Origin of the sequence: Actinocrinis sp. (assembly GCF_035946395.1) — a bacterium.
Lineage (GTDB): Bacteria > Actinomycetota > Actinomycetes > Streptomycetales > Catenulisporaceae > Actinocrinis.
Genome location: NZ_DASYZI010000007.1, coordinates 1 through 26,074 on the forward strand (window position 1 = coordinate 1; position 26,074 = coordinate 26,074).

General features: G+C 67.7%; 22 protein-coding genes. 8 read left to right on the forward strand and 14 right to left on the reverse strand.

Features of this window, described 5'->3' with window-relative positions; genetic code table 11:
* The coding region (locus VGS97_RS00590) for a hypothetical protein (protein ID WP_326851138.1) at window positions 1-414 on the forward strand (414 nt) is incomplete at its 5' end.
* A 7-nt stretch (window positions 415-421) separates the two neighbouring features.
* On the opposite strand, the gene VGS97_RS00595 is transcribed toward VGS97_RS00590, so the two are convergent.
* The 5 genes from VGS97_RS00595 to VGS97_RS00615 form a co-directional block, all read right to left on the reverse strand.
* Window positions 422-1,414 carry a M48 family metallopeptidase gene (locus VGS97_RS00595; protein ID WP_326851139.1) on the reverse strand — a complete coding sequence of 331 codons (993 nt, stop codon included), beginning with the start codon at window positions 1,412-1,414 and terminating at the stop codon, window positions 422-424.
* A 248-nt stretch (window positions 1,415-1,662) separates the two neighbouring features.
* A complete protein-coding gene (locus VGS97_RS00600) occupies window positions 1,663-3,825 on the reverse strand; it encodes a cellulose binding domain-containing protein (protein ID WP_326851140.1) in 2,163 nt (720 codons plus the stop codon).
* 207 nt (window positions 3,826-4,032) lie between these two features.
* A complete protein-coding gene (locus VGS97_RS00605; RefSeq protein ID WP_349261923.1) occupies window positions 4,033-5,070 on the reverse strand; it encodes a LacI family DNA-binding transcriptional regulator in 1,038 nt (345 codons plus the stop codon).
* 167 nt (window positions 5,071-5,237) lie between these two features.
* On the reverse strand, window positions 5,238-6,485 hold the full coding sequence (locus VGS97_RS00610; RefSeq protein WP_349261924.1) for an RNA polymerase sigma factor: 1,248 nt from the start codon (window positions 6,483-6,485) through the stop codon (window positions 5,238-5,240).
* A 53-nt stretch (window positions 6,486-6,538) separates the two neighbouring features.
* Window positions 6,539-6,895, reverse strand: a complete 357-nt coding sequence (locus VGS97_RS00615; protein ID WP_326851143.1) for a YciI family protein — start codon at window positions 6,893-6,895, stop codon at window positions 6,539-6,541.
* 280 nt (window positions 6,896-7,175) lie between these two features.
* Here VGS97_RS00615 and VGS97_RS00620 point away from each other — a divergent pair, with 280 nt between their 5' ends.
* Window positions 7,176-8,018 (forward strand): SDR family oxidoreductase, encoded by an 843-nt coding sequence (locus tag VGS97_RS00620; protein ID WP_326851144.1) that lies wholly within the window; start codon window positions 7,176-7,178, stop codon window positions 8,016-8,018.
* Window positions 8,019-8,657: 639 nt separating this feature from the next.
* Window positions 8,658-10,121: an alpha-L-arabinofuranosidase B gene (locus VGS97_RS00625; protein WP_349261925.1), complete on the forward strand. Its 1,464-nt coding sequence runs from the start codon at window positions 8,658-8,660 to the stop codon at window positions 10,119-10,121.
* A gap of 58 nt (window positions 10,122-10,179) precedes the next feature.
* Here the strand turns inward: VGS97_RS00625 and VGS97_RS00630 are convergent, their stop codons facing one another.
* The 6 genes from VGS97_RS00630 to VGS97_RS00655 all read right to left on the reverse strand — a co-directional run bounded on the left by VGS97_RS00630 (window position 10,180) and on the right by VGS97_RS00655 (window position 16,142).
* Window positions 10,180-12,018 carry an arabinofuranosidase catalytic domain-containing protein gene (locus tag VGS97_RS00630; RefSeq protein ID WP_326851146.1) on the reverse strand — a complete coding sequence of 613 codons (1,839 nt, stop codon included), beginning with the start codon at window positions 12,016-12,018 and terminating at the stop codon, window positions 10,180-10,182.
* A gap of 503 nt (window positions 12,019-12,521) precedes the next feature.
* Window positions 12,522-13,307, reverse strand: a complete 786-nt coding sequence (locus tag VGS97_RS00635; protein WP_326851147.1) for a class I SAM-dependent methyltransferase — start codon at window positions 13,305-13,307, stop codon at window positions 12,522-12,524.
* Window positions 13,308-13,523: 216 nt separating this feature from the next.
* Window positions 13,524-13,664: a hypothetical protein gene (locus tag VGS97_RS00640; protein WP_326851148.1), complete on the reverse strand. Its 141-nt coding sequence runs from the start codon at window positions 13,662-13,664 to the stop codon at window positions 13,524-13,526.
* Between the two features lie 131 nt (window positions 13,665-13,795).
* Window positions 13,796-14,845, reverse strand: a complete 1,050-nt coding sequence (locus VGS97_RS00645) for an ABC transporter permease subunit (protein ID WP_326851149.1) — start codon at window positions 14,843-14,845, stop codon at window positions 13,796-13,798.
* Entirely contained in the window at window positions 14,842-15,756 is a 915-nt protein-coding gene (locus tag VGS97_RS00650) for an ABC transporter ATP-binding protein (protein WP_326851150.1), read from the reverse strand. Before VGS97_RS00650 ends, VGS97_RS00645 begins: the two co-directional genes overlap by 4 nt.
* Window positions 15,753-16,142 carry a GntR family transcriptional regulator gene (locus tag VGS97_RS00655; RefSeq protein ID WP_349261926.1) on the reverse strand — a complete coding sequence of 130 codons (390 nt, stop codon included), beginning with the start codon at window positions 16,140-16,142 and terminating at the stop codon, window positions 15,753-15,755. Before VGS97_RS00655 ends, VGS97_RS00650 begins: the two co-directional genes overlap by 4 nt.
* Before the next feature lie 510 nt (window positions 16,143-16,652).
* On the opposite strand from VGS97_RS00655, the gene VGS97_RS00660 reads away from it, so the two are divergent.
* Entirely contained in the window at window positions 16,653-18,563 is a 1,911-nt protein-coding gene (locus VGS97_RS00660; RefSeq protein ID WP_326851152.1) for a cellulose binding domain-containing protein, read from the forward strand.
* A 112-nt stretch (window positions 18,564-18,675) separates the two neighbouring features.
* Here VGS97_RS00660 and VGS97_RS00665 read toward each other — a convergent pair whose 3' ends face one another.
* Window positions 18,676-20,115, reverse strand: coding sequence for a M28 family metallopeptidase (locus VGS97_RS00665; RefSeq protein WP_326851153.1), 1,440 nt, complete (start codon window positions 20,113-20,115; stop codon window positions 18,676-18,678).
* A 146-nt stretch (window positions 20,116-20,261) separates the two neighbouring features.
* Here VGS97_RS00665 and VGS97_RS29755 point away from each other — a divergent pair, with 146 nt between their 5' ends.
* The 3 genes from VGS97_RS29755 to VGS97_RS00675 all read left to right on the forward strand — a co-directional run bounded on the left by VGS97_RS29755 (window position 20,262) and on the right by VGS97_RS00675 (window position 23,709).
* Window positions 20,262-20,600: a hypothetical protein gene (locus VGS97_RS29755; RefSeq protein WP_414641611.1), complete on the forward strand. Its 339-nt coding sequence runs from the start codon at window positions 20,262-20,264 to the stop codon at window positions 20,598-20,600.
* 231 nt (window positions 20,601-20,831) lie between these two features.
* Window positions 20,832-21,935 carry an alpha/beta hydrolase gene (locus VGS97_RS00670; RefSeq protein ID WP_326851154.1) on the forward strand — a complete coding sequence of 368 codons (1,104 nt, stop codon included), beginning with the start codon at window positions 20,832-20,834 and terminating at the stop codon, window positions 21,933-21,935.
* Window positions 21,936-22,125: 190 nt separating this feature from the next.
* A complete protein-coding gene (locus VGS97_RS00675; RefSeq protein ID WP_326851155.1) occupies window positions 22,126-23,709 on the forward strand; it encodes a hypothetical protein in 1,584 nt (527 codons plus the stop codon).
* A gap of 415 nt (window positions 23,710-24,124) precedes the next feature.
* On the opposite strand, the gene VGS97_RS00680 is transcribed toward VGS97_RS00675, so the two are convergent.
* The gene (locus VGS97_RS00680) at window positions 24,125-24,478 is read right to left on the reverse strand and encodes a hypothetical protein (protein WP_326851156.1); all 354 of its coding nucleotides are present in this window, start codon (window positions 24,476-24,478) and stop codon (window positions 24,125-24,127) included.
* Window positions 24,479-24,767: 289 nt separating this feature from the next.
* Between VGS97_RS00680 and VGS97_RS00685 the strand changes: the two genes are divergently transcribed.
* Window positions 24,768-25,286, forward strand: a complete 519-nt coding sequence (locus VGS97_RS00685; protein ID WP_326851157.1) for a hypothetical protein — start codon at window positions 24,768-24,770, stop codon at window positions 25,284-25,286.
* A gap of 288 nt (window positions 25,287-25,574) precedes the next feature.
* Here VGS97_RS00685 and VGS97_RS00690 read toward each other — a convergent pair whose 3' ends face one another.
* Entirely contained in the window at window positions 25,575-25,997 is a 423-nt protein-coding gene (locus tag VGS97_RS00690) for a BlaI/MecI/CopY family transcriptional regulator (protein WP_326851158.1), read from the reverse strand.
* Between the last annotated feature and the right edge of the window lie 77 nt (window positions 25,998-26,074).

Consider the following 26,074-nt stretch of genomic DNA (forward strand, 5'->3'; position numbering starts at 1 on the left):
TGGTGGAACGTGGCGCTCTTCGTCCTCCCCGCGATGCTCGGCCTCGGGCTGGCGCTTCTGGGCGACTTCTTCGTGCCGCTCCTGAAGGTTCCCGAGACGGACAACAGGACTGGACTATGGACGGACCGGGTGACCAACTTCAACAGCGTTCCCTATGTTCTCAGGGTTCCGCTCATGATGATCGTCGCGCCCGGAGCCATCAGCCTCAGCCTCTGCGACCTGCTGCGGCACTCCACGTGGATCTTCCTCATCACCGCCTCGGCCATGGTCTATTTTGGTTACTACTTCTTCACTACGTATGTGTTCAGACCTGACATAGTCCACACGTTCAACAAGCGCAACAAGTTCGTCGATGCCTACACCGATCCGGCCAGCGCGCACTGGCTGCGTCGGCCCGCCCCGCCGACACCGTAGGTCGCTCTCAGACGTCGGACTCGCCGTCGGTCACGCTGTACGGAATTTCCAGACCGCGCCGCCGCAGCTCTTTGTCGTCGCCGCGCAGCCTCTTGAGTTGCTTGGTTGCTTGACGCTGCATCCGGATGGTCTCCCGCAGCGTGACGTTGCTGTCCTCACCGCGTCGCGGATACTCACGTGTCTCGACGATGCGGGCGTAGGAGCCGCCGCGCACCCACTGGTCGAGTTGGCTGGCCCGCGCCACCAGGATGGGATGCGTGCCGGACGGGGTGAAGAACTTGTATATGCGGTCCCGCGCCCCGGTGGCTCCGAGCTCGTACTCGGCTGCCTGCTTGAGGAACTCCCGCGTGTCCATCTCGTCCGCGTGAGCGCCGGCAGCCAGCCTCATCAGGGCACGGATCGCGGTGTCGACGTCCTGGCTCACCAGCAGGCCGGCGCGGTCGCTGGACAGTTCCGACTTGCGGGACCAGTCCTGCAACGCGGCCTCGACGGCACTGATGGCCAGCCCGGCGATCGGGAAGGCGGACAGGCCGATGCTCGCCAGGATCCGGGCCATGGTCAGGTAGGTCGAGTGGCCGGAAAGCGCGTGCCCCATCTCGTGGCCGATGACGAACAAGAGCTCGTCGTCGTCGAAGACGTCGAGCAGTTCGGTAGACACCACGATGAACGGCCGGTCCATGCCGATGGTCAGAGCATTGACCGCTCCCATGCTCTGCACGTACATCTCGGGCTCGAAGGGCAGGTCGAGTACCCGGATCGCCTCGTCCTTGATCGCTTGCAGCCGACGGAATTGCCGTGGCCCGACGCGGACCGCGGAGGAGAGGTACCGCATCCGCACGAGCGGCTCGCCGATCGTGCCGTGGACCTTCCGCAGTAGGGTGTCGAAGCCTCGGATGTTCTGCATCGCGGCGAGAGCCGTCTGTGCGGACGGGTGTTCGTACGCCCGCGACGAGACGCCGGTGAGCGCGACGCGAGACGGCCGGACGTGGTCGCTGACCATGCGATGCCCCTCCCCCGATCAGCTGGCGGATTTCCGCCGTGGAAATACCTTGGAACGACGCTGAGGGTGCTGCGACGAGCGAAGAAGTGCACTGAGCCAAAGGACGCGTTGAACGAAGAAACGTGTGATGCCCCTCCCGGCGAATGAACAGCCACTTTGAATGTGCTCGAAATCACCCGCGGTGAAACTGGCCGGCCGATTCAATACGCTTCAATACGTTGCGGCTGTTGGCGGCCGGGCAATGGCCGTCAGTTGTTCGAGCAGACCGCGTTGTTGATGAAGAACGCGGCGGGCGCGGGATCGAGCCCGGTGTCGGTGCCGTTGAAGCCGACGCTGACGGTCCCGCCGTTGGCGGCGATCGTGCCGTTGTAGGCAGCGTTGGTGACGGTCACGTTCTGGCCGGTCTGGGTGAACGTGCCGTTCCAGCCGCTCTGGATGCCCTCGCCGGCCGCCGGCCAGGTGAACGTGAGCGTCCAGGCGTTGATCGCGCTCGTCCCCTTGTTCGTCAGCGTGATGCTCGCGCCGAAACCACCCGGCCAGCTGCTGCTGATCGCGTAGTGCACCGCGCACGAGGCGTTGGACGGCGGCGGGACGGTGAACGTCACCGGCGCCGACGGCAGCGAGGGATTGCCGTGGGTGTCCACGGCCACCACGTTGTAGGTGTAACCCGCCCCGATCGTCAGGCCACTGAGATTGAGCGTGGTCGCCGTCGGGCTGGACACCAGGGCGCTGCCGCCGCCGCTGGTCAGCTGGTACACCTGGTAGTTCGCGACCGGGTACGTGCCGCCGGTCGAGGCCGACCAGGTCAGCGTCGCGGTGCCCGAGGTGTTGCTCGACGTGCTCGAATTCAGGTTCGAGGCGACCGGCTGGCCCGGTGCTCCCGGCGCCGTCACTCCGGTCCCGCCGCTGCCCGGGATCTGGACCACGGTCAGCGAGTACGGCGCGACGGTGACCGACGAGGCAGAGCTCTGCGTCGCCGAGGTGATGCCGCTCGCGTTGTTCGCGAACGTGTAGACCGTGGGGCTGCCGGAGGCCGTGAAGCCGTTGAGAGCCAGGTTCGCGGTGTAAGAGTTCGTCGGGTCCTCGTTGTCGATCAGGACGTCGAGGTTCCCGCCCGCGCGCCGGACCGCGTGCACGCGTACCAGGGTGTTGCCCGAGGTGGCGTTGACCAGAGTGTCGCCGGGGGCGCCGAGCTTGGAGAGCATCTGGACCGCGTAGTACGGCGCGAACGGCGTGTCGAGCGGCGGCTCGGTGACGCCGCTGCCGTTGCCGCCGGAGGAGAACATGCCGTAGTCGCCGTAGTCTTGGGCGCCGTTCACAGTGGTCGGCGTGCCGGGGCCGTTGTGCTGGTCCCACCAGTCCACGTTGGTGACGCCGTTCTCCAGCCAGGTCATGTACATGTCGGCGGCGAACAGGGCGCCCGGCTGGGTGTCGGTGTCCAGCGACGAGTTGGTCTCGGTCACCACGATCGGGACGTTGGCCGGATTGACCCCGGCGTACTGCTGGATCTGCGCCTTGAGCGTGGAGACGATCCCCGAGATGTCCTGCGGATCGGTGAGCATCCCCGCGGCGGTCGAACCGCCCGGGTAGTAGTGCACGATCACGCAGTCGGTCTTCGAGCCCAGCGCCGTGAGCACGGTCTGGTTCCACGACTGCGGGCTGGTGGTGGCGTTGGTGACGTTGTCCGGCCAGAATCCGGGCGTGGTCACCACCGCGCACACGTGGATGTTCGCACTGGCCGCCTTCATCGCGGAGATGTAGCTCAGCACATTGTTCGCATACACGCTCGGACCGCAGTTGTAGGTCTGGCTCGGCTCGCTGCCGATGGTGACCGCGCCGCCCGAGGCTGCGGTGGTGCAGTGGGAGTCGGCTTCCCAGTTGGCGCCGTAGGTGCCGTTGCCGTAGACCTCGTTGCCCACCTCCCAGTACGTGATGCCGTAGTGGTTGGTGACGTCGGCGTTCTGCACCCAGGCGGCGGCCAGCGCCGGCGTGCCGGTGCCGTAGTTCACCGTGATGATCGGGTTCGTCCCGGCCGCCTGCGCGGTGCTCATGAAGTTGGCGAAGCTGGTGTTCGGTGCGTCGTAGCCGGTCGTCGCGACGTTGGTCTGCCAGTTGTAGATGTCCGAATACGAGCCGCCCGGGTAGCGCAGCGCGTCGATCCCGGCCGCCTTGATCAGACCTGGCTGCGCCGCGTCGTTCATGTTCCCGTCGTACACCGCCGTGTTCAGGCCGATCGCGTTCGACGAGATCGAGCCGAGCCCGGCGGTGCCGTTCACGGTCACCGCCACCGCCGTGGCGGCGTTCGCCGGGGCCGCGACGCCGGCCGGCAGCGTCAGAGCCGCGCCGGTCGCGAGAGCCAGGGCCAGGGCGGTGCGCCGTGACCCGGATGTGCGTGTCCTTCGAAGTGGCACGAGGGCCTCCTTGCCCGAAAGAAGATCGCTGCGCTGCGCCGCGCGGTGACGCGAAGCACGAAACTCTCCCAGTAATGCGTCAGAATGTTTCTCGCGCGTCAACGATCAACGGGAGGCGGCTGCCGGGGAAGCAGGTCATGAGCGTGCTGAGACCGAAAGTTTCGCACGCGTGCGAGCGCGTGCGAGTGTGCCCAGGGGCCTGACGCGTCAGGCCTTGGGCGGGGCAGTGCTCCCCCGCACGGTGAAGGTCGTCGCGATCTCCAGGCCGAGCTGCGGGACCTGCTCGCCTCGGCCGAGCGCGAGCGCCAGCTCGGTGGCGGCCACGGCCATCTCGGTCAGCGGCTGGCGCACCGTCGTCAGCGGCGGATCGACCCAGCCGGCCACCGGCAGATCATCGAAGCCGACGACGCTCAGATCGTCGGGGATCCGCAGTCCGTGCTCACGCGCGGCCTGGTAGACGCCCAGCGCTTGAAGGTCGTTCGCGGCGAAGATCGCCGTCGGTCGTTCGGGGCGGGAAAGCAGGGTGCGCGCGGCGGCGCAGCCGTTCTCGCGGTCGAGACCGGCCTCCACCACATGGCCGGGATCGACGGGCAGACCGGCCGCGAGCAACGCGGAGCGGTAGCCGTCCAGCCGGGCTGCGCAGCACAGCACATGCTGCGGCCCGGTGATCATCGCGATGCGGCGATGCCCGAGCTCGACCAGGTGACGTGCGGCGGCCCGTCCGCCGGACCAGTTGGTGGCGCCGACGTAGGGGACGCCGTCGGGCAGTTCGGTGGTCGGGTCGAAGAGCACGAACGGGATGCCCTTCGCCCGCAGCTCCTCGCGTTCGGCCGCGGACAGCTGGGCCACGCTCAGCACGCAGTTCGGCCGCCGGGCCACCGTGTCGTCCCACGTCAGCGCGCCCGTGTCGGGCAGCCCGAACTCGCAGACCAACACGCCGACGCGGTACTTACGCGCCACCTGCTCCACGCCGCGGATGATCTGCACCGCCCACATGTCGGTGAGCTCGCGGAATACGAGCTCGATCATGTTGCTGCGGTTGGCCCCGCGGGGCTTGCGGTATCCGTAACGGTTGATCAGTTCCTCGACCCGGGCGCGGGTGTCCGCGGACACCCCGGACTTGCCGTTGAGCACCTTCGACACGGTCGGGACCGAAACGCCCGCCGACTCGGCGATGTGCGAGATCGTCACCGGGCGAAGCGGATCGCCGGGCGAATCACCCTGCGCGCGCCGCGGATCCGCCACGTCGCCGGGCCCGGCGGGTTCGTGGTGCGGCACGGGCTCATGGTGCGGCACAGTCGGGTCGCCTTCCGGATCGGCGGTGTCGGCATCGGGTGCGTTCGGCGGGCAGCGTGCCAGCCGCCGCGTTCGACGCCGTTCGATGTTACTTTCGCCGCCGCATCGAGCGAAAGTTAACCGGGGCGACCCGTTTCCGTGAGCGCGTCGCGCCGATGCCGCAGGAACGCTCGTTCCGCCTCGTTCGCGGTCTGGTCGATCGCGGTGCTGTACGCGGTCGCCGCCTCCTGATCCCGGCCGAGCCTGCGCAGCAGATCGGCGCGCGTGGCGTGGTACAGGTGGTAGCCGTCGAGGTCTTCGGCGAGCCGGTCGACCGCGTCGAGCGCGGCGGCGGCCGCGCCGGTCTCGGCGAGGGCGACGGCCCGGTTGAGCTCGACGACCGGGGTCGGCACGAGCTGCACGAGTTGGTCGTAGAGCGCGAGGATCTGGGCCCAGTCGGTCTGCTCGGCGGTGAGCGCGTCGCCGTGCACGGCGTTGATCGCCGCCTGGATCTGGTACGGCCCCGGCTGGTTGCGCCGCAGGCAGGAGCGCACCAGCTGCTGGCCCTCGGCGATCATCGCACGATCCCACCGGTCGCGGTCCTGCTCGGCCAGCGTGACCAGCGAGCCGTCCGCCGCGGTGCGGGCCGGGCGGCGGGCCGCGATGAGCAGCAGCAGCGCCAGCAGCCCGGTGGCCTCGGGCTCGTCCGGCATCAGCTCGGCCAGCAGCCGGGCGAGCCGCAGCGCCTCCGCACACAGCTGATCGCGGATCAGGCTCTGCCCGGCCGAGGCCGTGTAGCCCTCGTTGAACACCAGGTAGACCACGGCCAGCACGAACGGCAGCCGGTCGGGCAACTCGGCGTCGCGCGGCACCCGGTAGGGGATGCCCGCGTCACGGATCTTGCGCTTGGCCCGCACCAGCCGCTGCGCGATCGTCGGCTCGGGCACCAGGAACGCACGCGCGATCTCCTCGGTGTGCAGCCCGGCGATTAGCCGCAGGGTCAGCGCGATGCGGGCCTCGGCGGCCAGCGCCGGGTGGCAGCAGGTGAAGATCAGCCGCAGCCGGTCGTCCGCCACCGCCTCCGCCTCCCACGACTCGTCGGCGGCGCCCGCGTCGAGCGCCGTGGCCTGCGCCTCGCGGCTGCGGCGCGAGGACTCCCGCCGCAGCCGGTCGAGCGCCTTGTTGCGCGCGGTCACCTGGATCCAGCCGCCCGGATTGGGCGGCACCCCCGCGGCGGGCCAGCGCTCGGCCGCCGCGGCGAACGCCTCCTGGACCGCCTCCTCGGCGAGATCGATGTCGCCGAAGAGGCGGACCAGGGTGGCGATGGCGCGTCCCGCGCCGTCCCGGTAGGCGCGCTCAAGCGCGGCAGCCTCTCCGGACTGCACGACCTCCGTGACCTGCGCGGTCCGCGCGGCCTGCACGTCGGGCACCGCCGCTCCTACTGCTCCGGCTCGTCCTGGAACGGACGCACCTCGACCGGCGCGCCGCAGGCCTCGGAGCCCCTGCCCGCCCACTCCAGCGCCTCGTCCAGGTCCGCGGCACTGATCACCCAGAAGCCGCCGAGCTGCTCCTTGGTCTCCGCGTACGGGCCGTCGGTGGTGACCACCTTCCCGCCCTGGCTGCGCACCACGGTGGCGGTGTTCGACGGATGCAGGCCGCCCGCGAACACCCACAGCCCGGCGTCCCGGACCTCCTGGTTGAACACGTCGACCGCCTGGTACATCTTCTGCATCGTCTCCGCCGGCGGCATGGGCTGGCTCTCGTCCATGTGCACGGAAAGCAGGTACTGCTTCATCTCGGGTCTCCCTCGAACCGGCTCGGCACCTCACCGAGCCTCTCATCCCTCATCACGATCGGCGACCCGGGAAATCGACACCCTCGCGAAAGATTTTTCCGGCGGGCGCGACGGCCGCGCCGGCAGCGGGCCCGGAACCGGCCGGGAGTCGGTCAAGAGCGGTCGAGGGGCGCGCGAACGCATACACCGATTGCGCGGCGGCGCACACCCGGTGAGCCGTGTCGCGGAGGGAGGCGGTATGGGAGTGTGAGGATGCTGATGCTGAAAGGGGGGCGCTTTCGTGCGCCGTTGGTTGGTGACCGGATGTTCTTCCGGATTGGGTAAGGCGCTCGCCGTCGCGGTGGCGCGAGCAGGTGACCAGGTCGTCGCGACCGCGCGGCGGACCGACGCGCTGGCGGAGCTGGTCGAGGCGTGGCCCGGGCGGATCAGCCCGCTGGCACTCGACGTGCGCGACGCGCAGCAGTGCAAAGACGCGGTCGACGCCGCGGTCGATCAGCTCGGCGGTATCGACGTGCTCGTCAACAACGCGGGCAGCGGCCTGTTCGGCGCCGTCGAAGAGGTCTGCGACGACGAGCTGCGCGACCAGCTGGAGACGCTGCTGGTCGGGCCGTGGCGGCTGACCCGGCTCGTGCTGCCGGTGATGCGTGCCCAGGGCGCGGGTCACATCGTCAACGTCTCGTCGGTCGTCGGGCGGATGTGGGCCATGCCCGGCGTCGCGGCCTACATGAGCGGCAAGTACGCGCTGGAGGGCATGAGCCAGGCCCTCGCCGCCGAGGTGGCTCCGCTCGGCATCCGGGTGACCGTGATGGAGCCCGGCGGATTCGCCACGCGGTACGGCACCGCCATGACAGAAGCCTGCGTGCGGCTGCCCGAGTACGCCTCGTACGGCGAGATACTCGGCATGTTCCGCGGGATGGATCAGAACCCGGATTTGGGTGATCCCGATGACTACGCTCAGGCGGTTCTGCGCATAGTCGCCGCCGAGCAGCCGACCCCGCTGCGGGTGCCCGTCGGGCCGGGCGCCTACGAGATGCTGGCCGGTGCCCACCAGGCGGCGACCGAGGAACTCGGCGCGGCAAGTGCTCTGATGACAGAGGCCGAGGTCCTCGAAACCGCCGAGTGAACCGATACGGCTCGACTGCTACGACTACAACTTTCCTTCGTAGCTACTTGCGTTCATAGCGCAGGTGGACCGCGCCCTCTCCTACGAGCTCGTTAAACCGCCACGCCACCACGTCCCCTCAAACGGATGCTCTTGTGGATGTCAGCCGAGTGGGTGTTTGAGATGTGGGGCCGGGGCTGCGGGCGTCTGTCACGTCCTGATCCGGCTCCTCATCTCAAACACTCCTGTAGCCGAAACGCACGAGACGGGCCGAGTCTGCTGTTGTTTGCGCTCACAACTTTTCCCGGCATGTCTTGACGCAGCCCCCTTCCGGAGTCATAGTGAGGCCGGTCGAGCCGCTCAAGCTCCCGAACCCACCCGGAGTTCCCATGCGCTCTCGCTGACAGTGGAATGTTAGCGCTAACAATCAGCCGACAATCGTAGTCGGCGTCATACATACACCTCAGCTCATGCGCTGTCCGACGGTTCCCGGCGCGTGGCGGTCGACTGCGCTCTGGATCCGGTTTCCGGACCACCGTGCGCGGTCTCACCCACCGATGAACAAAGGAGTTCACCTTGACTGTTTGGGCACCAATTCGATCACTGAGACGCGCGGTGCTCGGCGCGGGTGCGAGCCTCACGCTCGCGCTCGGCGGCGTGATGCTGACGAGCGCGCCGTCGCACGCCGCTGTGCAGGGTCCGTGTGATATCTATGCGGCGGGTGGTTCGCCGTGTGTGGCTGCGCATAGTACGACGCGTGCGTTGTTTGGTGCGTTCAGCGGTTCGTTGTATCAGGTGCGGCGTTCTTCGGATAATGCCACGTTGAACATTGGTGTTCTGGTGGCTGGTGGTGTGGCGAACGCTGCTGCTCAGGATTCGTTCTGTGCGAACACGACCTGTGTGATCACGGTCATCTACGACCAGTCCGGCCACGGCAACAACCTCACCCAAGCCCCCGCAGGCGGCGCGGCTGGCGGTCCGGACAACCTGGCCTACGCCACCGCCGCGCCGACCACCGTGGGCGGGCACAAGGTCTACGGCGTGTTCGTGGCTCCGGGCACCGGCTACCGTGACGATGCGACGAGTGGTATCGCGACCGGTGACGCGGCCGAGGGCGAGTACGCCATCTTCGACGGCACGCACTACGACGGCGGCTGCTGCTTCGACTACGGCAATGCCGAGACCAGCAACAACGACACCGGCAACGGCCACATGGAAGCCATCTACTTCGGCAACATCAAGGTCTGGGGCTACGGATCCGGCAACGGCCCCTGGATCATGGCCGATCTGGAGAACGGCCTGTACTCGGGAGTGAACGCAGGCCTCAACAGCGGCGACCCGACCATCAACGACCGGTTCACCACCGCCATCGTCAAGGGCGAGGCAGGCCACTGGTCGATCCGCGGTGGTAACGCGCAGTCAGGCGGCCTGTCCACGTTCTACAGCGGCGCACGCCCGAACGTCTCCGGCTACAACCCGATGCACAAAGAAGGCGCCATCATCCTCGGCATCGGCGGCGACAACAGCAAAGACTCAGCAGGCACCTTCTACGAAGGCGTCATGACCAGCGGCTACCCCAGCGACACCACCGAGAACTCCGTCCAGGCGAACATCACAGCAGCCGGATACGCGGCGCCGGCCTCGGTCGGCCCCGCTCCCGGTTCGCGCATCTCGATCCAGGCCACCACCTCATGCTGCACCGGCGACTACATCAAGCACGACGACAGCGACACCAAGGTGGTCATCGCCCCGATCACGTCCAGCAGCTCGTCGACCGCCAAGGCCGACTCCACCTGGATCGTGACCACCGGCCTGGCCGACACCTCCTGCATATCCTTCGAGTCCGCCAACAACTCCGGCCAATACCTGCGGCACTCGGGCTTCGAGCTCTATTTGCAGGCTCCCGACGGCAGCGCCCTGTTCAACCAGGACGCGACGTTCTGCCCGCAGGCCGGCAACAGCGGCACGGGCGTCTCGTTCGAATCATGGGGCTACCCGAACAAGTTCATCCGCCACTACAACCTCACCGCGTACATCGCGAGTGACGGCGGATCGAACGCGTGGGACGCCACCAGCCTGTGGCCCAACGACACCAGTTGGCTCGTCGCCTCTCCCTGGGCATAACGCACTGCGCCGCCGCACCGCTGGGACAGCGCTGTTCCAGCGGTGCGGCGGCGGTCCGTCAGCTCAAGTTGAACTGCTGCGCCGGAGTGCCGTTGCAGTCCCAGATCTGGAGCCGGACGCCGTCGGCCGTGTTGTCGCTCGGGTCGTCGAGACAGCGCCCTGACTGCGGGTTGAAGAGCGAACCGTCAGAACGCTGCTGCCATACCTGCCCGCCGACGCCGTTGCAGTCCCACAACTCGACCGGCGTACCTGCCGCGGTGCCGTCGCCGTTGATGTCCAGACAGCGGCCGAGCGACTGAAGCGAACCGTTCGAGTTGTGATACCAGTGTTGGTCGACCGAATAGGCCTGACAACCCCACAGCTGGACGGCGGTGCCGTCGACGCCGACATCGTCTCCGGCCACGTCGACGCACTGGCCGCCGGGGGCGTTGACCACGCCGCCGCCGTTGACGGAGAACTGCTGCGCCGGGGTGCCGTTGCAGTCCCAGATCTGGAGCCGGGTGCCGTTGGCGGTGTTCCCGCTCGGGTCGTCGAGACAGCGCCCTGACTGCGGGTTGAGCAGCGAGCCGTTGGCCTGCTGGATCCACTTCTGGCCGCCGACGCCGTTGCAGTCCCACAGCTCGACCTGGGTACCGGCGGCGGTGCCGTTGCCGTTGATGTCCAGGCAGCGGCCGAGCGTGGAGAGCGAGTGGTCCGAGTTGTGCGTCCAGTGCTGGTCGACCGCATAGGACTGACAGTCCCACAGTTGGACACCGGTGCCGTCGCCACCGACGTCGTCCCCGGCCACGTCGACGCACTTGCCGGACGAGCCGGTGATGGTGTTTCCGGTCGCGGGCCTCGCGGTGTCGCCCGAGTAGCCGACGGAGACGATGTTCGCCTGGACCGCGTCGTCCGCGGCGTCCGTCGGATACCCGCTGGTCATCACGCCTTCGAGGAAGGTTCCGATCGCCCGGTTGCTGTTGTCGCCGCCGGTGCCCAGCACGATCGACCCCTCTTGGTGCATCGGCTGGTAGCCGTTGCTCGGCAGCGGACCGGCGTACCACAGCGTGAGCGCGCCGCTCTGCGAGTTGCCGCCCTTCAGCGTGAACGAGGTCTGACCGTTGTTCTTCAGCATGGCGGTGACGAACGTGCTGCTGTTGCCCTGGTTCGCCGGGTTGGATGCGGCGCCCTGGTACAGGCCGTTCTCCAGGTCGGCGGAGACCCAGGGCCCTGATCCGGTGCACGGCGCGAACCCGCAGGCCTTGCCGAGGTAGACCGCGTCCATGTGGCCGTTGCCGGTGTCCGTGACCGCGGCCTCGACGTTGCCGTAGTCGAAGCAGCAGTCGTTGTTGACGTGCGTGCCGCTGGCGACCATGTACATGCCTTCCGGCTGGCCGTTCTGCGCGACACCGGAGCCGACGTAGTGCCGGTAGCCGGTGCCGGGGCCGATGTAGACCCCGAACACCTTGTTCCCGCCGGCCATGACGGGTATCGCCGCGGCGTTCGCGCCAACGTCCTGGCCGCCGGCCGTGCCCGGACCCTCGATGGTCAGGTCGTTGTGCTGCGGCGACTGGTCGTAGACGATGGTGATCACGCAGTTGGTGTTCGCGCAGAACTCATCCTGCGTCGTGGCGTTGGCGTATCCGCCCGCTGACTGCGTTCCGACGTCGGTGGTAGCGCCGTCGGATGAGCGGCGCACCTGGTAGAGGCGCCCGCTGTAGCCTGCATAGAGGGCGCGCACGGTGCTGTTCGCTGAGACGCACGGCGTACCCGCGCCGCCGTAGATGTCGCACGGAAGCGAGGCGGCGGCTTGGGCGGTGGACGGGACCGCGATCAGCGCGCCTGCGATCAGCGCACTGATGGTGGCGGCCGCTGAAATGAGCCTTCGCAGGCGTAAGCGGCGCAGCAGAGCTGCCATGGCGGATTCCTTACTGGAAACGTTTCCGGAGACGGGCATGACGAATCACCCCGCACCCGGGCGGCCGCGCCGTGACGCCGGGCATGCGAGATTCTGTTGGTTGTCGGCGAATTATGTTCAGACTGATTGGAGTATGTGTTCGTAGACAACGAACGTCAAGGGCGGGATTGCGGACCACGCCCGCACCTGCATCCGTCACCGCTCGGCAACCGGAGTACGGGCGTACTTGGCAGGGAGCGTCCAGAGGAATGACGGCTGGGACGGCCCCTGGGAATCGGAACAGGAGCAGGAGCGGGAGGTACCCGTGCGCGTTCTGCTTCGACCTGGCTGTCCTGGTGGCGCAGGCCGCAGCGCAACTGCCAGCGGACGGCCCGCGCGCAGAACCGGACCTTCGTCCGCTGTCGCGGCCTCCTCCGCCTCGACCGGCTCGCAGCCTTCGGAGCCGTTCGACCGGATCGACGGTTGCGCCGCGGTTACCGCGAATACCGCGAATACCGCGAAGGTCAGACCCGGCGCGCCTGCCAGACCTCTTCTACCGGCCACTGCCTGGACCACCCGGCCGGGGCGTACGCGAACCCTGAGTCCGTCGCGTCCTCGGGCGCGAAGATCTCGATCAGGCCCTCGATCTCGAAGCCGCTGCCGCGCAGCAGGCGGATCATGTCGCCGTGGCCGAGGTGGAACTCCACGCCCCCTTCCGGCCACGCGAAGCGGTGCATGTCCCGCTGTGGCCGCAGCATCCGCTCGGTGGACGGCTCGTCGGCATCGTACGGCGCACACAGCATCGACACGACGCTGTTGCACAGGAACACCAGCCGCCCGCCCGGCCGCAGCAACCGCGCCGCCTCCGGGATCCAGGCATACGGATCGCACCAGATCGCCGCGCCGTACTCGCTGACCGCCAGATCGAACGACGCGTCCGGGTACGGCACCCGCTCGGCGTTTCCGTGCAGCAGCGGGAATTCGAGACCGTACTCAGTCTGCAACCGCCGCGCGGTCCTGAGCTGGGCGGCGGAGTTGTCGATGCCTACCGGCCGCGCTCCCCGCCGCGCCATCCATGCGCTTACATAGCCGGTCCCGCACCCGAGCTCGATCGCGTCCAGGCCGTCGATGTCGCCCGGCAGAAACGGCACCTCGCTCTGCGGGCGTTGGAACACGCCCCAAGCCGGCCGGTCACTCGCCCACGACCGCTCGCCCGGCGCGACCCAGTTCTCTGCCATGGCGTCCCAGTACTCGCGGTTCGCACGCACGTGGTCGGGCAGTTCGGCGGACGGCGTATCAGTGCTGGTCATGGACGCCATCACAGCGCTCTGCGCAGAGGAGGTCAACCGAATATCCGCATGCTCACACGCGTACAACGCCCCATATGCGCCGCACGCGCGTGCTTGGTGGAGTTCCCCAATCCCGCCCTCATGGTCGCGGATCTGCACCCGGTGGTGTGCCGTGTACTGTGCCCTGTCACCTGTGCACCGTGCGGGGCTGCTCTGTACGAGGAGGGATTCGAACCCTCAGCGCTGCCCGCCGCCCTCCTGATACCGCGCGTTGCTGACGATCCGCACCCGCAACTGCTCGACGCGACTCGCGGCATCTGCACGCAGCGACAATGCCTCGGCAAGCTTCAACTCCACCCCCTGCGTACCTGATCGCATGGGTCGAGTATGCGACACGGCGCCACTGCCCCGACACGGATTTTCCGCCGCCCCGCCGACGGTCCAGACCGCCGGCGGGGCGGCTCGCACCCACTCCCCTTTTTTTTCTCAGTGTTCTGTTCTCAGCGTCCTCAGCCGCGGAGTCTGCGCATGCGCCGGAAGCACGCGGCGGCGAGCAGCGCGGCGAGTACGGCGTAGAGGCCGGTCTCGATCCACTGCATCGGCCAATAACGGCCGACCGGCTGGTAGGTGAGATCGACGTGCAGGTCCAACGGCGCGAGGCAGGCTCCGAGCGGACCGAAGTCCGGTGACCCCTGCTTGCCCTCTCCCGCCTGGCTCAGCAGCAGCCGCCAGCAATTGAGGACTCTGGCGGTCTGGACCGGCCGGCCGTCGCTGGTCAGGGCGTAGGACTGGGACAGAGCCCAGGAGCCGGATGGTGTGGGCAGGTCGATTCTGACCGGGCCGGTGTCCGCGTCGGCGCGGTCGAATCTGACGGCCTGGCTCATCGACGTCCGGTTGACCGGCACCGAAGCCGTGGTCGCAGGGAGCAGATTCGGGCGGACCACGACCGTCACCAGCACCTGTACCGCCAGGAAGATCGCGAGGGTGGCGGCCATGGCCGGCACGGTGCGCCGGATCAGCAGCCCGAGCGTGACCCCGAGCGCGAAGGCGAACAGGGCGTAGCCGAGCGGCGTGATGTCGCGGGCGTTGAACACCCTGGTTCCCCACCGGTTGCCCGCCACGGTGTCCAACGGGCTGGCCCACCAGGTCAGCAGGAGGCTGAGCAGGCCGGCCGTGATGAGAGCGGCCAGCGCGGTGCCGGTCAGCTTGACCGCGAGCCAGCGCGTGCGGGTCACCGACTGGTTCCAGGCCATGTAGTGAGTGCCGCGCTCAAGCTCTCCGGCGATCATTGGAGCGCCCCAGAAGATCCCGATCAGCGCGGGCGCGGCCATCACGAGGAATTCGGCGAGGTACTGCGGGCCGCTGTAGTCGCTTTGCAGCTGGTTCATCAGCCCGAAGCAGCTGTACTGCGCGTTCGGCGACTGGCAGGAGACCAGGTCGGCGGTGTACGCGTGCCGCAGTTGCGTTCCGGTGATCAGCAGGTACACGGCGGCCGCTGCGACGATGAGCGCGGCAACCAGCGCCTGAGTGCGGAATTGACGCCAGGCCAGCCAGATCATCGCCCCGCCTCCATGTTCGATGCAGTCTCCGAAGCCTGCGCCGCCGATCGCGCACCCGGCTCGGTGGCTTCCAGGTAAGTGAGTACGAGGTCTTCCATACTGAGCGATTCCGCGGCCCAGTCCCCGGCGGGCAGCGGGGCGTCGGCGCACACGACGAACGTGCTCTGCCGATCGGTGTGCTCGGCCGAGACGACGTCGAGCCCGGGCGGAAGCGCGCCGGGGTCGCGCCGGGTGCACACGATCCGATGGTGCGCGGCCATGACGTGATCGACCTCGCCGGCCAGTCGCACGTGCGAGGACACGAGCACGATCAGGTAGTCGCAGACCCGTTCCAGGTCGGAGATCAGGTGCGAGGAGAGGATGACGCTGGTGCCGTTCTCCGCGACGGACTCCATCAGGTGCCTGAGGAACTCGCGGCGGGCCAGTGGGTCGAGGCTGGCCACCGGCTCGTCGAGGATGAGCAGTTCCGGCTTCTTCCCGGCCGCCACCGTCAGGGCGAGTTGCGCGCGCTGGCCGCCGGAGAGCTTCCCCGCCTTCTGCGACGGGTCGAGTTCGAGGGCGGCGATGCGCCGCTGCGCGAACCCCTGGTCCCAGCGCGGGTTGAGGTGCGCGCCGAGCCGCAGGTGGTCGGCGACGGACAGGTTCCCGTAGACGGGGGCGTCCTGGGCGAGGAAGCCGACGCGGGCGAGCTGTCCGGCTCCTGAGCCCGGGGTGTCGCCGAGCACGCTGATGCTGCCCGAGGTCGGGTTCAGCATCCCGCAGGCGAGTTTGAGCAGCGTGGACTTTCCGGCTCCGTTCGGGCCGACGAGGCCGACCACGTGCCCCGGCGGGAGGTTCAAGGTGCAGTCGGCCAGCGCGTCGCGCCGCCCGTACCGCATGCCCAGCGCGTGGGCTTCCAGAATCGCGGTCATCTCTCCTCTTCGGCGGTGGTGCGGAACGTGCTTTGGAACAGGGCCTCGATCCCCGCCTCGGTCAGGCCCGCCGCGCGGGCCCGCTCCAGCCAGGCCACCAGGTCGAGGCGCAGCGGTTCGTGGTCGGTGAGCGAGGCCTGGCCCAGGGTTCTGGTGACGAAGGTGCCCACCCCGGGTTTCGCCGCGACCAGCCCCTCGTGCTCAAGCTCCCGATAGGCCTTGAGCACGGTGTTCGGGTTGATCGCGACCTTCGCCACGACCTGCTTGACCGTCGGCAGTTGGTCGCCTTCGGACAGCAGGCCGAGCAGCAGCGCCTGACGTACCTGCTGGACGATCTGTAGGTACGGCGAGACGCCGGAGCGCGGGTCCAGGTGGAACTCGATCACCACGACCTCTATTCATCTAGGTAACTAGTACAATAGAGGTGAGTTGCGGCACGGTGTCAAGCGAGCCCGTGCCAAGCAGTGTCGCGTCGACCGGACCACGTCAAGCGCGTCAAGCACGCCGACGGCAGGCCGGACCGCAGCGCCACAGCGCGTCCGGACCCGCCATCGCGAACCGCTGACCGCACTCCCGCGGATTCAGCCCCACCCGCCGCCGACACCGCGACGGCCCGAATGTTTCGAAACGGGCAGACCTCGGCCAACCGAGCCTCCCCGTGAATGCGTACATCGGCCATGACCTGCACAGATAAAACTTCCGAATTTCTCGGGAATTCGTTACTCCAATCCCCCTGTGCAAGTTTCACAATCGCTTGACGCAGCGCACGGCACGGTGTTAGTTGTACCTTCGGAAATACTCAACAGGTTTCATCATTGATTTATAAATCATTTTCCGCTTCTGCGCTCCGGACACGAACTCCCGACACGAACTCCCGACACGAAGGAAATCTCACTGTGTCCACCGAAACGAGACAGGCCGGGCGGCGCCTCGGCGTGCCGCTCGCCGCGAGCCTGAGTGTGCTGGGTGCGGTCGCGGCGATCGCGCTGCTGCCGTCCGCTCCGGCATACGCGGCCGACACCGCGACGATCAACGGCGCGACGACCTTCCAGACCATGGCCGGCTTCGGCGCCGCGGAGGCGTTCGGGCAGTCCGCCTCGCTGATGAACGCGCCGGCCGCCGAGCAGCAGCAGGCCCTTGACTTCCTCTACAGCCCCACCGCCGGGGCGGGCCTGACCATCCTGCGCAACGAGATCAGCGCCGACTCCGGCAGCACCATCGAGCCGACCGCGCCGAGCGGCCCCACCGCGACGCCGGCGTACGCCTCGCTCTCGTCGATCAACCAGGACGACGGCCAGCTCTGGCTGGCCCAGCAGATCAAGAGCAAGTACGGCGTCACCAACGTCTTCGCCGACGCCTGGAGCGCCCCGGCGTTCATGAAGACCAACAACTCGATCTCCAACGGCGGCACCCTGTGCGGCGCGCCCAGCGCGACCTGCTCCAGCGGCGACTGGCGCCAGGCCTACGCGAACTACCTGGTCCAGTACGCCAAGGACTACTCGGCCGCCGGCGTGCCGCTCACCTACATCGGCCCGGAGAACGAGGCCAACCTGTCGACGAGCTATGACAGCATGCAGCTGGACCCGGCGCAGACCGCGAACTTCATCGACGTGCTCGGCCCGGCGCTGGCCGGTTCCGGCCTGTCCACGCAGGTGGAGTGCTGCGCCACCGAGGGCTGGAACTACGCGCAGCAGTACGCCGCCGCGATCGAGGCCGACTCCACCGCCAACTCCTACACCAAGGTGTTCGGCAGCCACGGCTACACCTCGCCCACGACCTCACCGCTGAACGGCTGGACCAAGCCCGCGTGGGAGACCGAGTGGTTCGGCACCAGCAACGCGTTCGACGCGGCCTGGGACGACGGCACCGCCGACTCCGGGTTCACCTGGGCCCAGCGCATCTACCAGGGCCTGACCGGCGCGAATCTGAGCGCGTACATGTACTGGGAGGGTGCTGACACCAACAACGCCAACGGCGGCCTGGTGTGGCTCAACAGCAACGGCACCGCGTCGGCCTCCGGCCGGGTGTGGGCGTTCGCGAACTACAGCCGCTACATCCACCCGGGCGCGGTGCGGATCGGCACGACGAGCTCGAACAGCAACCTGAACATGAGCGCCTACAAGAACCCTGACGGAACCGTCGCGGTCGTCGTGCTCAACACGGCGTCGAGCGCTGACACGGTCGGCTACACGCTGTCGGGCACCGGGATCACCAGCGGCACCGCGACCCCGGTCCTGTCCAACGCCGGCAGCAACGCCGCCACGCAGGCCGCGATCAACGTCAGCGGCGGTGCATTCACCGCCACGGTCCCGGCGCGCGGCCTGGTCACGTACGTGATCACGCCGGGCAGCGGCCAGACCGGTTCGCCCTCCCCGTCGGCATCGGCTTCGCCGTCCCCGTCCCACTCCGCGTCACCGTCGGCCTCTCCATCGTCGTCCCCGTCAGCCTCGCCCTCGCCCTCGGCCTCGCCGTCGAGCAGCCCGTCGAGCAACGGCGGCTGCGCCGTGGCGTACTCCACCACCTCGCAGTGGGCCGGAGGCTTCACCGCCAACGTCGTGATCACGAACAACGGCACGACCGCGATCAACGGATGGACGCTCAAGTTCGGCTTCCCAGGTGACCAGAAGATCACCAATGGGTGGAACGCCACCGTCACACAGTCCGGCACGGCCGTGACCGCCACGAACGTGAGTTACAACGCGACGATCGCACCCGGAGCCAACACCAGCTTCGGTTTCCAGGGCACCTGGACCAACAGCGACGCCGTGCCGACCGCCTTCACTCTCAACGGCGCGGCGTGCCACTGATACTGATGGCCCGCCGGTAGACCCTCCGGAACGCAATCGGCCTTCTGCCGCTCCCGACCCGGAGCGGCAGAAGGCCGATTCACTTCGCGCCAGTGGGCGATCTCGGCGCGTCCTAGGCGGCCGCCTGCGGGAAGCCGACGGGGCTGCGGCGGCCGTCCTGATCGACCGCCCGGATGCCGAACTGCACGTTGTCCTTCGAGATGTCGAGCGTGACCGCCGTGACGTCGCCGACATCGATCGCCGACGTCCAGTCGGATTCCGTGGTCTCCCGCATGACCACCTCGTATCCGGCCAGGTCGGTTTCGGGGTTGGCGGTCCAGCTCAGGCTTGTGAGGTTGGTGCCCGACAGGGTGCCGGGCGGTGTGGTGTGGATCTGCACGCCCTTCGGCGTGCCCGGCGCGGTGGCCAGCGACCACAGCGCCGCCGCGTTCACCTTCGCCACGCGGGCCATGTAGTCGAAGTCGACGAAGTCGATGAGGTCGCCGAACTGCACGCCGTCGACGACCTGAGTGTTCTGATGCTCGTGGTCGAAGTTCTCCCGCGGCTCGGTGAATCTCGCCGCCGGATAGCCCTGCTGCTGGAACGAGAGGTGGTCGCTGCCGCGCAGGAACCTGTCACGGCGCCAGACCACCCGGACGTTGATGCCGGTCAGGTCGAACGTAGCGGACTGCGCCACGAACCGGGCCAGCTGATGGGTCGCGCCGTCGTTCTCGCCGCCGACCGACTGCATGAGCGAGATCTGGGCGGGCGTGGCCGCGGTCGGGATGCCCTCCACGAACAGCCGCAACGTGTGCGGGTCCGGCTGCGTGCCGTCCCAGGCCTGGCTCGCCCCGACGATGTCGTTGCTGAACATGCCCTGCACGTCGGCGCCGGCCGCCTTCATCTGCCTGGCCATGAACGCCGAGCCGTAGAGTCCCTGCTCCTCGCCGGCCACGGTGGCGAAGACCAACGTCCCGGGGAACTGCTGACCGGCGAACAGCCGGGCGAGTTCGAGCACTACGGCCACGCCCGAGCCGTCGTCGTCGGCGCCGGGGGCGTCGCTGGTGAAGTCCAGCACGTCGGTGACCCGGGAGTCCAGGTGCCCGGTGACGACATAGAAGCGCTCGGGGGAGGCAGTGCCGTTCAATGTGGCGATGCAGTTGGTGATCTGGGTGGGTACCGGGATCCGCGACGACACCGGCTGCACGAACGACTGCCGCTGCACGGTCATCGCACCGTTCGACGCCGCCGCAATCGCTTGCATCTGCCCGATCACCCAGTCGGTGGCCGCGCCGATGCCGCGGACCGGGTCGGTCTGGCTGGATGCGGTGTGCCGGGTGCCGAATTCGGTCAACCGCTGCACCGTGGCCCGCATCCGGTCCGGATCGATCTGCCGGAGGAGGGCACGCAGCGCTTGATCCGGTTCCCGACGGTTCACCGGCGCGACGCTGGAGCTTGTGGCGTGCGCGACTTTGCCGGTGACCAGGGGCGCCACGACCGCTGTCGCGGCCGAGGCGGACAAGAAGGCGCGGCGAGTGGGCCCGCCGCGCTGCGAGTCAGTACTTCTCTCCATGCCTCGCATCACTAGTCCGCCCGGCCGATTTGTCAACCTCTCTGTGCCAGAATGACCATTACTCTCCATCCTGATATTCCAGGATAAATTAAGATAATCAGCTACCGACCGCACAAGACGAGACCGGGCCACGGCGCCACAACGACCTGCTCACCCTCGGCACCGTCTGCTCGCTGCACTGCAACGGTGCGCACATCCCCGAAGACGTCGCCGCCGTCGGCTTCGACAACATCGGGGCCGGCCACAACACACCCACACTCACCACGATCTCGCCGGACAATACGATCATCGCGCAACTCGCCGTGAATCACCGTGAATCGCCTCATCGCACGCCTGGAGAGCCGCGACGACAACGCGCCCGCCGAACTATGGGCACCACACGAACCGGCCATCCACGAAAGCACCGTCGCTCACACTCACACTCGCGCGGCGAAAGCACCCACCCAACAATTCGCCCGTGGAAATATCGAGGCAGACTAACATAACGCCCGCCGACCCACCGCTTTCCCCGCGCTTGTACACAGCACCCTGACAAGCTACGGTGTAACGGTGCCGCAGGCAGCAAGCATCAATGCGCTGAGCAAAACGCTCAGCGTAGCAAAATCGCGGACGCGCTACTTCTCCTCGCGTGCTTTTCCGCGAGCTGCGGCACATGCTCAATCAATTCGTGACACGCGTACCTACGCCCGAATGAAAGCAGACGGAGCGTTATCGTCATGCCCGAAATCGAAATGCCGAAAAGCCACGGGACAGCACGCCGCTCACGGCTCGCAGCCGCGAGCGCGTCCTTGATCGCCGCGGTCGCGCTGACCACGGTGCCCGCAGCCTCAGCACACGCCGACAGCTTCAGCCTGAACTGTGCCCCGCACACCGTCTCGGTGCGCATCACCGATCCGGGCCCGGCGGACCAGACCCTCTGGGGCGAGCTGTGCTACCGCGGCAGCACCGAGCCCAGCACCGTGCAGATCCTCGTGCACGGCGCGGCTTACAACCACGCGTACTGGGACTTCCCGGTCGGCAACGGCTACTACTCCTACGTGCAGGCCGCCACCGCCGTCGGCTACGCGACGTTCGACGTCGACCGCATCGGCATCGGCAACAGCTCTCACCCCGCCAGCAGCTCGGTCGGCGTCACCGCCGCCGCGGTCTCCCTGCACGACGGGATCACCGCCCTGCGCGCCGGCTCCGTGGACGGGCACGCGTTCTCCCACGTGATCATCGTGGGGCACTCGCTCGGCTCCTACGAGACCTGGGTTGAAGTGGCCACCTACCAGGACGTCGACGCGGTCATCGTCACCGGCGCCCTGCACGGCGTCAACCCGGCCGCGCCGCCCACCTTCTTCCACACGGACGCCTACCCCGCGGTCATGGACCCGAAGTTCGCCAACTCCGGCCTGGACACGGGCTACCTGACCACCAAGCCCGGCACGCGCGAATCGATGATGTACAGCACCGCGACCGTGGACCCCGCGGTGGTGACCGCTGACGAAGCCAACAAGGACACCACCACCATCGCCGAAGCCCAGAGCGCCGCCCCGATCTTCTCCCTGCCGCCCACGCAGGCGTACTCATACAAGATCACGGTCCCCACGCTCTCGATTAGCGGCACGGACGACTTCTTCCACTGCCCCGGGGTGACCCTGTACGACTGCAACAACACCGCCTCGGTTGAGGCATTCGAATCGCAGTACTACCAGCCCGCCGCGCACGTGCAGATCGTGATGATGCCCTACACCGGCCACGCTCTCGCACTGTCGACCACGGCACCGGCCACCGACGCCGTGATGCTCACCTTCGCACTCTCGCACGTCGCGCCGTAGCCCTACCGCAGCGCTACGGCCTTACCCCGCTACGCACGCGTAGCACTCCCTACCGCACCACGGCGCCGCCCCGGCCAATCCCCGGCCGGGGCGGCGTCCTGCGTTAATTGATAAGTTCTCGCCCGTGCCCATAGCTCGAAGCGCTCAGCCCCTCCCGGCGGCGCAAGACGACCAACGCGACCAACACGGCGTGCGCACGCGTACACGTGCGTGGCTGCGCGCCAACGGCTGGTGGACGCCGGTCGTCGTCGGCGTCTTCGGCACCGTCGGTATGGCCGTGCGTCTGCTGTGGCCGCATCCGGTGGGCATGGCGAACAACGGGGACGCACAACGGCTGATGTGCCAGATCGGCGCCGACGCCGCAGGCGGACCGAAGCTGACCGCGCAGTGGTATTTCGTCCGACTTCACTACGATTTCCAGCCGCTCCACACGCCGTGCAGTCAGTATCCGAGCTCGCAGTACATCCCGCTGAAACTGACCGCGTGGATCCATCAGCACGTTCTGGGCTTGCACGGCGTCATCGACCTGCGCGAGACGATAGTCGAGTACTGCGTGCTGGTCGGATTGGCGCTGGCCGCGATGGCGTGGCTGCTACGGTCCGTGAAGCCGCTAGCACGGTTCGCGATCCTCGGCGCACTGTTCGTCGTGCTGGCAGAGGCCACGTTCGCCGACTACGCCGGTTCGCCGTACAGCGAGACCGCCGCAATGTACGGCCTGCTGCTCGTTGCTGTCGCAGGCAGCGTGGCCGTGACACAGCAGCGCGGCCAACGCGTCGCGTTCCTCGCCGCGTGGGCCGGCGCCGCACTCGCGATCGGCGCGAAGAACGAGATGATCCCGCTGCTGATCCCGCTCGGCTTGCTGCTCGGGACGCGCCGCTTCGAGATCGGCCGCATGAGCGGGCGCATCGGTTCACGGCTGATCCCCGCGCTGTGCCTGGCGTCGCTGGCGGCGACCGCCACATGGAGCCTGGCGAGCGGGCCGTCCGACCTGAAGCAGATCAACGCCGCCCAGGAAGTGACCATGACCATCATGCCGATGGTCCACGATCCCGGGAAAGTGGCGGTCGGCCTGGGACTCCCGCGCTCGTTCGGCCGCTACAGCGGCACTCACTGGTGGAGCCCGCACCCGATCGAGAACGACCCGCTGTTCCCGCGTTACCAGGACCGTCTCACCCAGGCCAACATCGCCCGCTACCTGGCGCAGCACCCGGTCCTGGCCGCGCGGGTGTTCTCCGGAGGCGCCGACGCGTACTGGAGTTTCCGTAACACGAACATCGGCACGTACCCGATGAACGCGGGCTACACCCCGGAAAGCCAGGAGTGCCGCGTCTGCGTGCTCCAAGACGCCGCGCACGCGCTCAAGTGGAGCGGATTCCCCGGCGTGCTCGCCACTTGGCTGGCGTCCCTGATCGCTGCCGCATGGCTCATCCGCACATCAACCCCGCGCACGCGCCGCCGTGCCTTTGCGCTAGTCGGACTCACTCTCCTAGGGTGCACCGTGGTGCTCTACATCGCGTCGGTGTACGGCGAAGGCAACGAAGTCACCAAGCACCTGTCGGTCGCGCTCTTCGCCGCCGCGCTCACCCCCCTCTGGCTCCTCACCGCAGCCACCCAACAGCGCACGCAAACGCAACCCCAGTCGCACAAAGCCGACACAACTCCCGACTCCAATGAGTCCCATACCTCCGATGACACCGATGACTCCAACGGCCATCCCGTGCCGAACCCCAGGTGGCCAGGAGCATCCCGCAGCCGGACACCCCAGTCGACCTGACGAAACCCGCCCCGGCTCAACCAGCAGCCCAACCGGCCCGACATGACAGCGACACATCAGCGCTCTGTCAGACCCCTGCGCCATGATGGATATCAGAAGGACGGCGACGCAGACGGGAACCCGCAAGCGGACCCGGCTGACCGCCGAAAATCCAGGAGAGGTCCCCGTAGTGGCCTAGCGGGGACCGGGTTACCCGGTCGGGCTTCGGCCCCCGGAGGTTCGAATCCTCCCCTCTCCGCGACAATAGAGTCATAGCAAGATGCTTCACTCGATCCCGAACGCGCTCAACACGTAGGCGGTCATTTCGCATGCGCAACGCCAAGACGGCGGAGGCATCGCCCATGGCGCCGCCCACCCGCAGTGGCCAACCATGATCGCGTCAGCTGCGCAGATGGATTATCGGCATGCGCAGCGTTCAGACACCGCCACTGGCGCAGTTGAGCGTGTAAGGTGCCGAAGTCTGCGTCGTTCCGCTGCCGTCAACCCAGGATGCGGTGATGAAGTACGGCAACGAGCCGCCAACGCACGTGCCGACGACCTGAGAGGTGCCCTGGCCGCTGACGATCGGTGCGCCGCGCCAGGTAAGCACCGGGTTGCCCGGCACGGAGTACACGCAGTCCCAGAAGTACACGTTGCGCGTGCCGGTGGATCCGCCCTGCGAGCAGTCGGGCGCCGGATTCGAGGCGTGCGCGGGCAACGGCGCCAGCACCGCGAGACCCGCGGCCACCGCAGCCGCGCCGAGCAACCCGGTGAACCTACGTGCACGCATGCGGCCTCCGCTCGATGTGCCCTCGGGGCGGTGGCGCCTGAATTCGACATCTGATACCTGGCGCCACGGTCCACGGTAACAAAACCGCGAGGAAGGTCAATACCCTGCTGCGCCGTCGCACTCCGCCGTGCGTGCGGTGACCGGTCGCCGAAAACGTGGTCTCCACCCGACGCGCGGTTCGATCACACAGGTCGACTGAGCTCGCTATCCAGCACCTGGTCTACGCATACGCCGATCGCTCCACTTTCTCAGTGCCCTACAACACAGCGCATAAACTCACTGATGTCATATGCTGCATGACTTCCGGACGTCCTTCAGCACGCTGCGTCCGGCCGTCGTCCGTGGCACTGATCGTGTTGCCCACACCACCGCCTATAGCCCGATCCGTCACAAGCTTGAACAGCACGACGATTGCAGTCAGTTCCTCGCCGCGGCATGCGCGAGCATGGTGAAGCAGGACCGGTATGCTTTCGAATCGCCGAAACTGCCAGGCCACGCGAGGGTTACACGTCAGATTGCAGAACGGAGCAGGATCAGAGTTATGCGCGAGGATCTGCCCGACCACTTCATTCAGGCCGCGCACGCGGCCCTGCCGATCCTCGGTGCCGACACGATCGGGCAGATCGGTTACGACATCACCCAGGGCTTGGCCCCGGACGCGATCCTCGCCGAGCATCGCGCGGCCGAAGCCGAAGCCGCCGCAACACCGCTCGTCGAGATCATGGAGGAAGCCGTCAGCTGGGACGCAGCAGGCTGCTACCTGATGGGTTTGGCTGACGGCTATCGAGCAGCAGGCAAGTCGCGGTGATGAGGGATCGCAAGCATCGAGGCCCAACGCGCCTCAGCCGCCAACTGGCACGTTGCTGCACTGTAGGCCCGCTACCTGCATAGGTGGATTTTTCGGCGCCCTCAACGCCGCACCCTGCGGGCACGGTCGTACGGGGCGTGGAAACGCCGCTCCGGCGACGAATGATCCGGCGCGGCCAGCCGGCGCCACCGCTATCGCTTTGGCTGGCGCCGCTACTGTGGTCGGCCGGGTGACGTTTGGCCCTGCTTCGTGCCGCCGCCGCTGTTGAGCCGTCAAGGACGTGAAGCGCTATGTGTCGCGGGGGTCGGCGCTTTCTGGTCCGTGTGGTAGGTGCGTGTGCTCGTGCAGTAGGGCGCGCAGTGCGTGCTCATCCGCCGGATCAAGACAGCCCACGAAAGATTGCAGCACCGACGCCCGGTCGGGCCCCCGTTCCAGCAGCGCCTGCATCTTTCTGGCCACCAGCTGCGCCGCTTGCGGTGCGGTCCGGTACAGCAGTCCCCGAGAGGAGTGCTGTCGTTCCACCAGGCCTTTGGTCACCAGGCGGCCGAGAATCGTGTGAACGGTGTTGTAGGACAGATCGCCGGCGAGTTTCGCGCGAACCTCAGGGACGGTTAACGCCCAGGGGGCGGCATCCACCACGCTGAGCACCTCGCTCTCCCGTTCGCCGTGCCCGCGGCGGCCGGGTTTGCGCATGGATTCGCGATTGTGCACGTATGTCCTCTCGTCGTGTCGCCCACACACTGTAGACCTCTCGGAACGGTCAGCATCGTGACACGCAACGCGCACGC

What these genes read in the sequence shown, in the direction of transcription:
- VGS97_RS00595 (WP_326851139.1), bottom strand. Translation starts at nt 1,414, where the DNA reads ATGGTCAGCGACCACGTCCGGCCGTCTCGCGTCGCGCTCACCGGCGTC.
- VGS97_RS00650 (WP_326851150.1), bottom strand. Translation starts at nt 15,756, where the DNA reads ATGACCGCGATTCTGGAAGCCCACGCGCTGGGCATGCGGTACGGGCGG.
- VGS97_RS00630 (WP_326851146.1), bottom strand. Translation starts at nt 12,018, where the DNA reads ATGGCAGCTCTGCTGCGCCGCTTACGCCTGCGAAGGCTCATTTCAGCG.
- VGS97_RS00665 (WP_326851153.1), bottom strand. Translation starts at nt 20,115, where the DNA reads ATGGAGAGAAGTACTGACTCGCAGCGCGGCGGGCCCACTCGCCGCGCC.
- VGS97_RS00625 (WP_349261925.1), top strand. Translation starts at nt 8,658, where the DNA reads ATGCTGACGAGCGCGCCGTCGCACGCCGCTGTGCAGGGTCCGTGTGAT.
- VGS97_RS00635 (WP_326851147.1), bottom strand. Translation starts at nt 13,307, where the DNA reads ATGACCAGCACTGATACGCCGTCCGCCGAACTGCCCGACCACGTGCGT.
- VGS97_RS00670 (WP_326851154.1), top strand. Translation starts at nt 20,832, where the DNA reads ATGCCCGAAATCGAAATGCCGAAAAGCCACGGGACAGCACGCCGCTCA.
- VGS97_RS00680 (WP_326851156.1), bottom strand. Translation starts at nt 24,478, where the DNA reads ATGCGTGCACGTAGGTTCACCGGGTTGCTCGGCGCGGCTGCGGTGGCC.
- VGS97_RS00615 (WP_326851143.1), bottom strand. Translation starts at nt 6,895, where the DNA reads ATGAAGCAGTACCTGCTTTCCGTGCACATGGACGAGAGCCAGCCCATG.
- VGS97_RS00685 (WP_326851157.1), top strand. Translation starts at nt 24,768, where the DNA reads ATGCTGCATGACTTCCGGACGTCCTTCAGCACGCTGCGTCCGGCCGTC.
- VGS97_RS00645 (WP_326851149.1), bottom strand. Translation starts at nt 14,845, where the DNA reads ATGATCTGGCTGGCCTGGCGTCAATTCCGCACTCAGGCGCTGGTTGCC.
- VGS97_RS00640 (WP_326851148.1), bottom strand. Translation starts at nt 13,664, where the DNA reads ATGCGATCAGGTACGCAGGGGGTGGAGTTGAAGCTTGCCGAGGCATTG.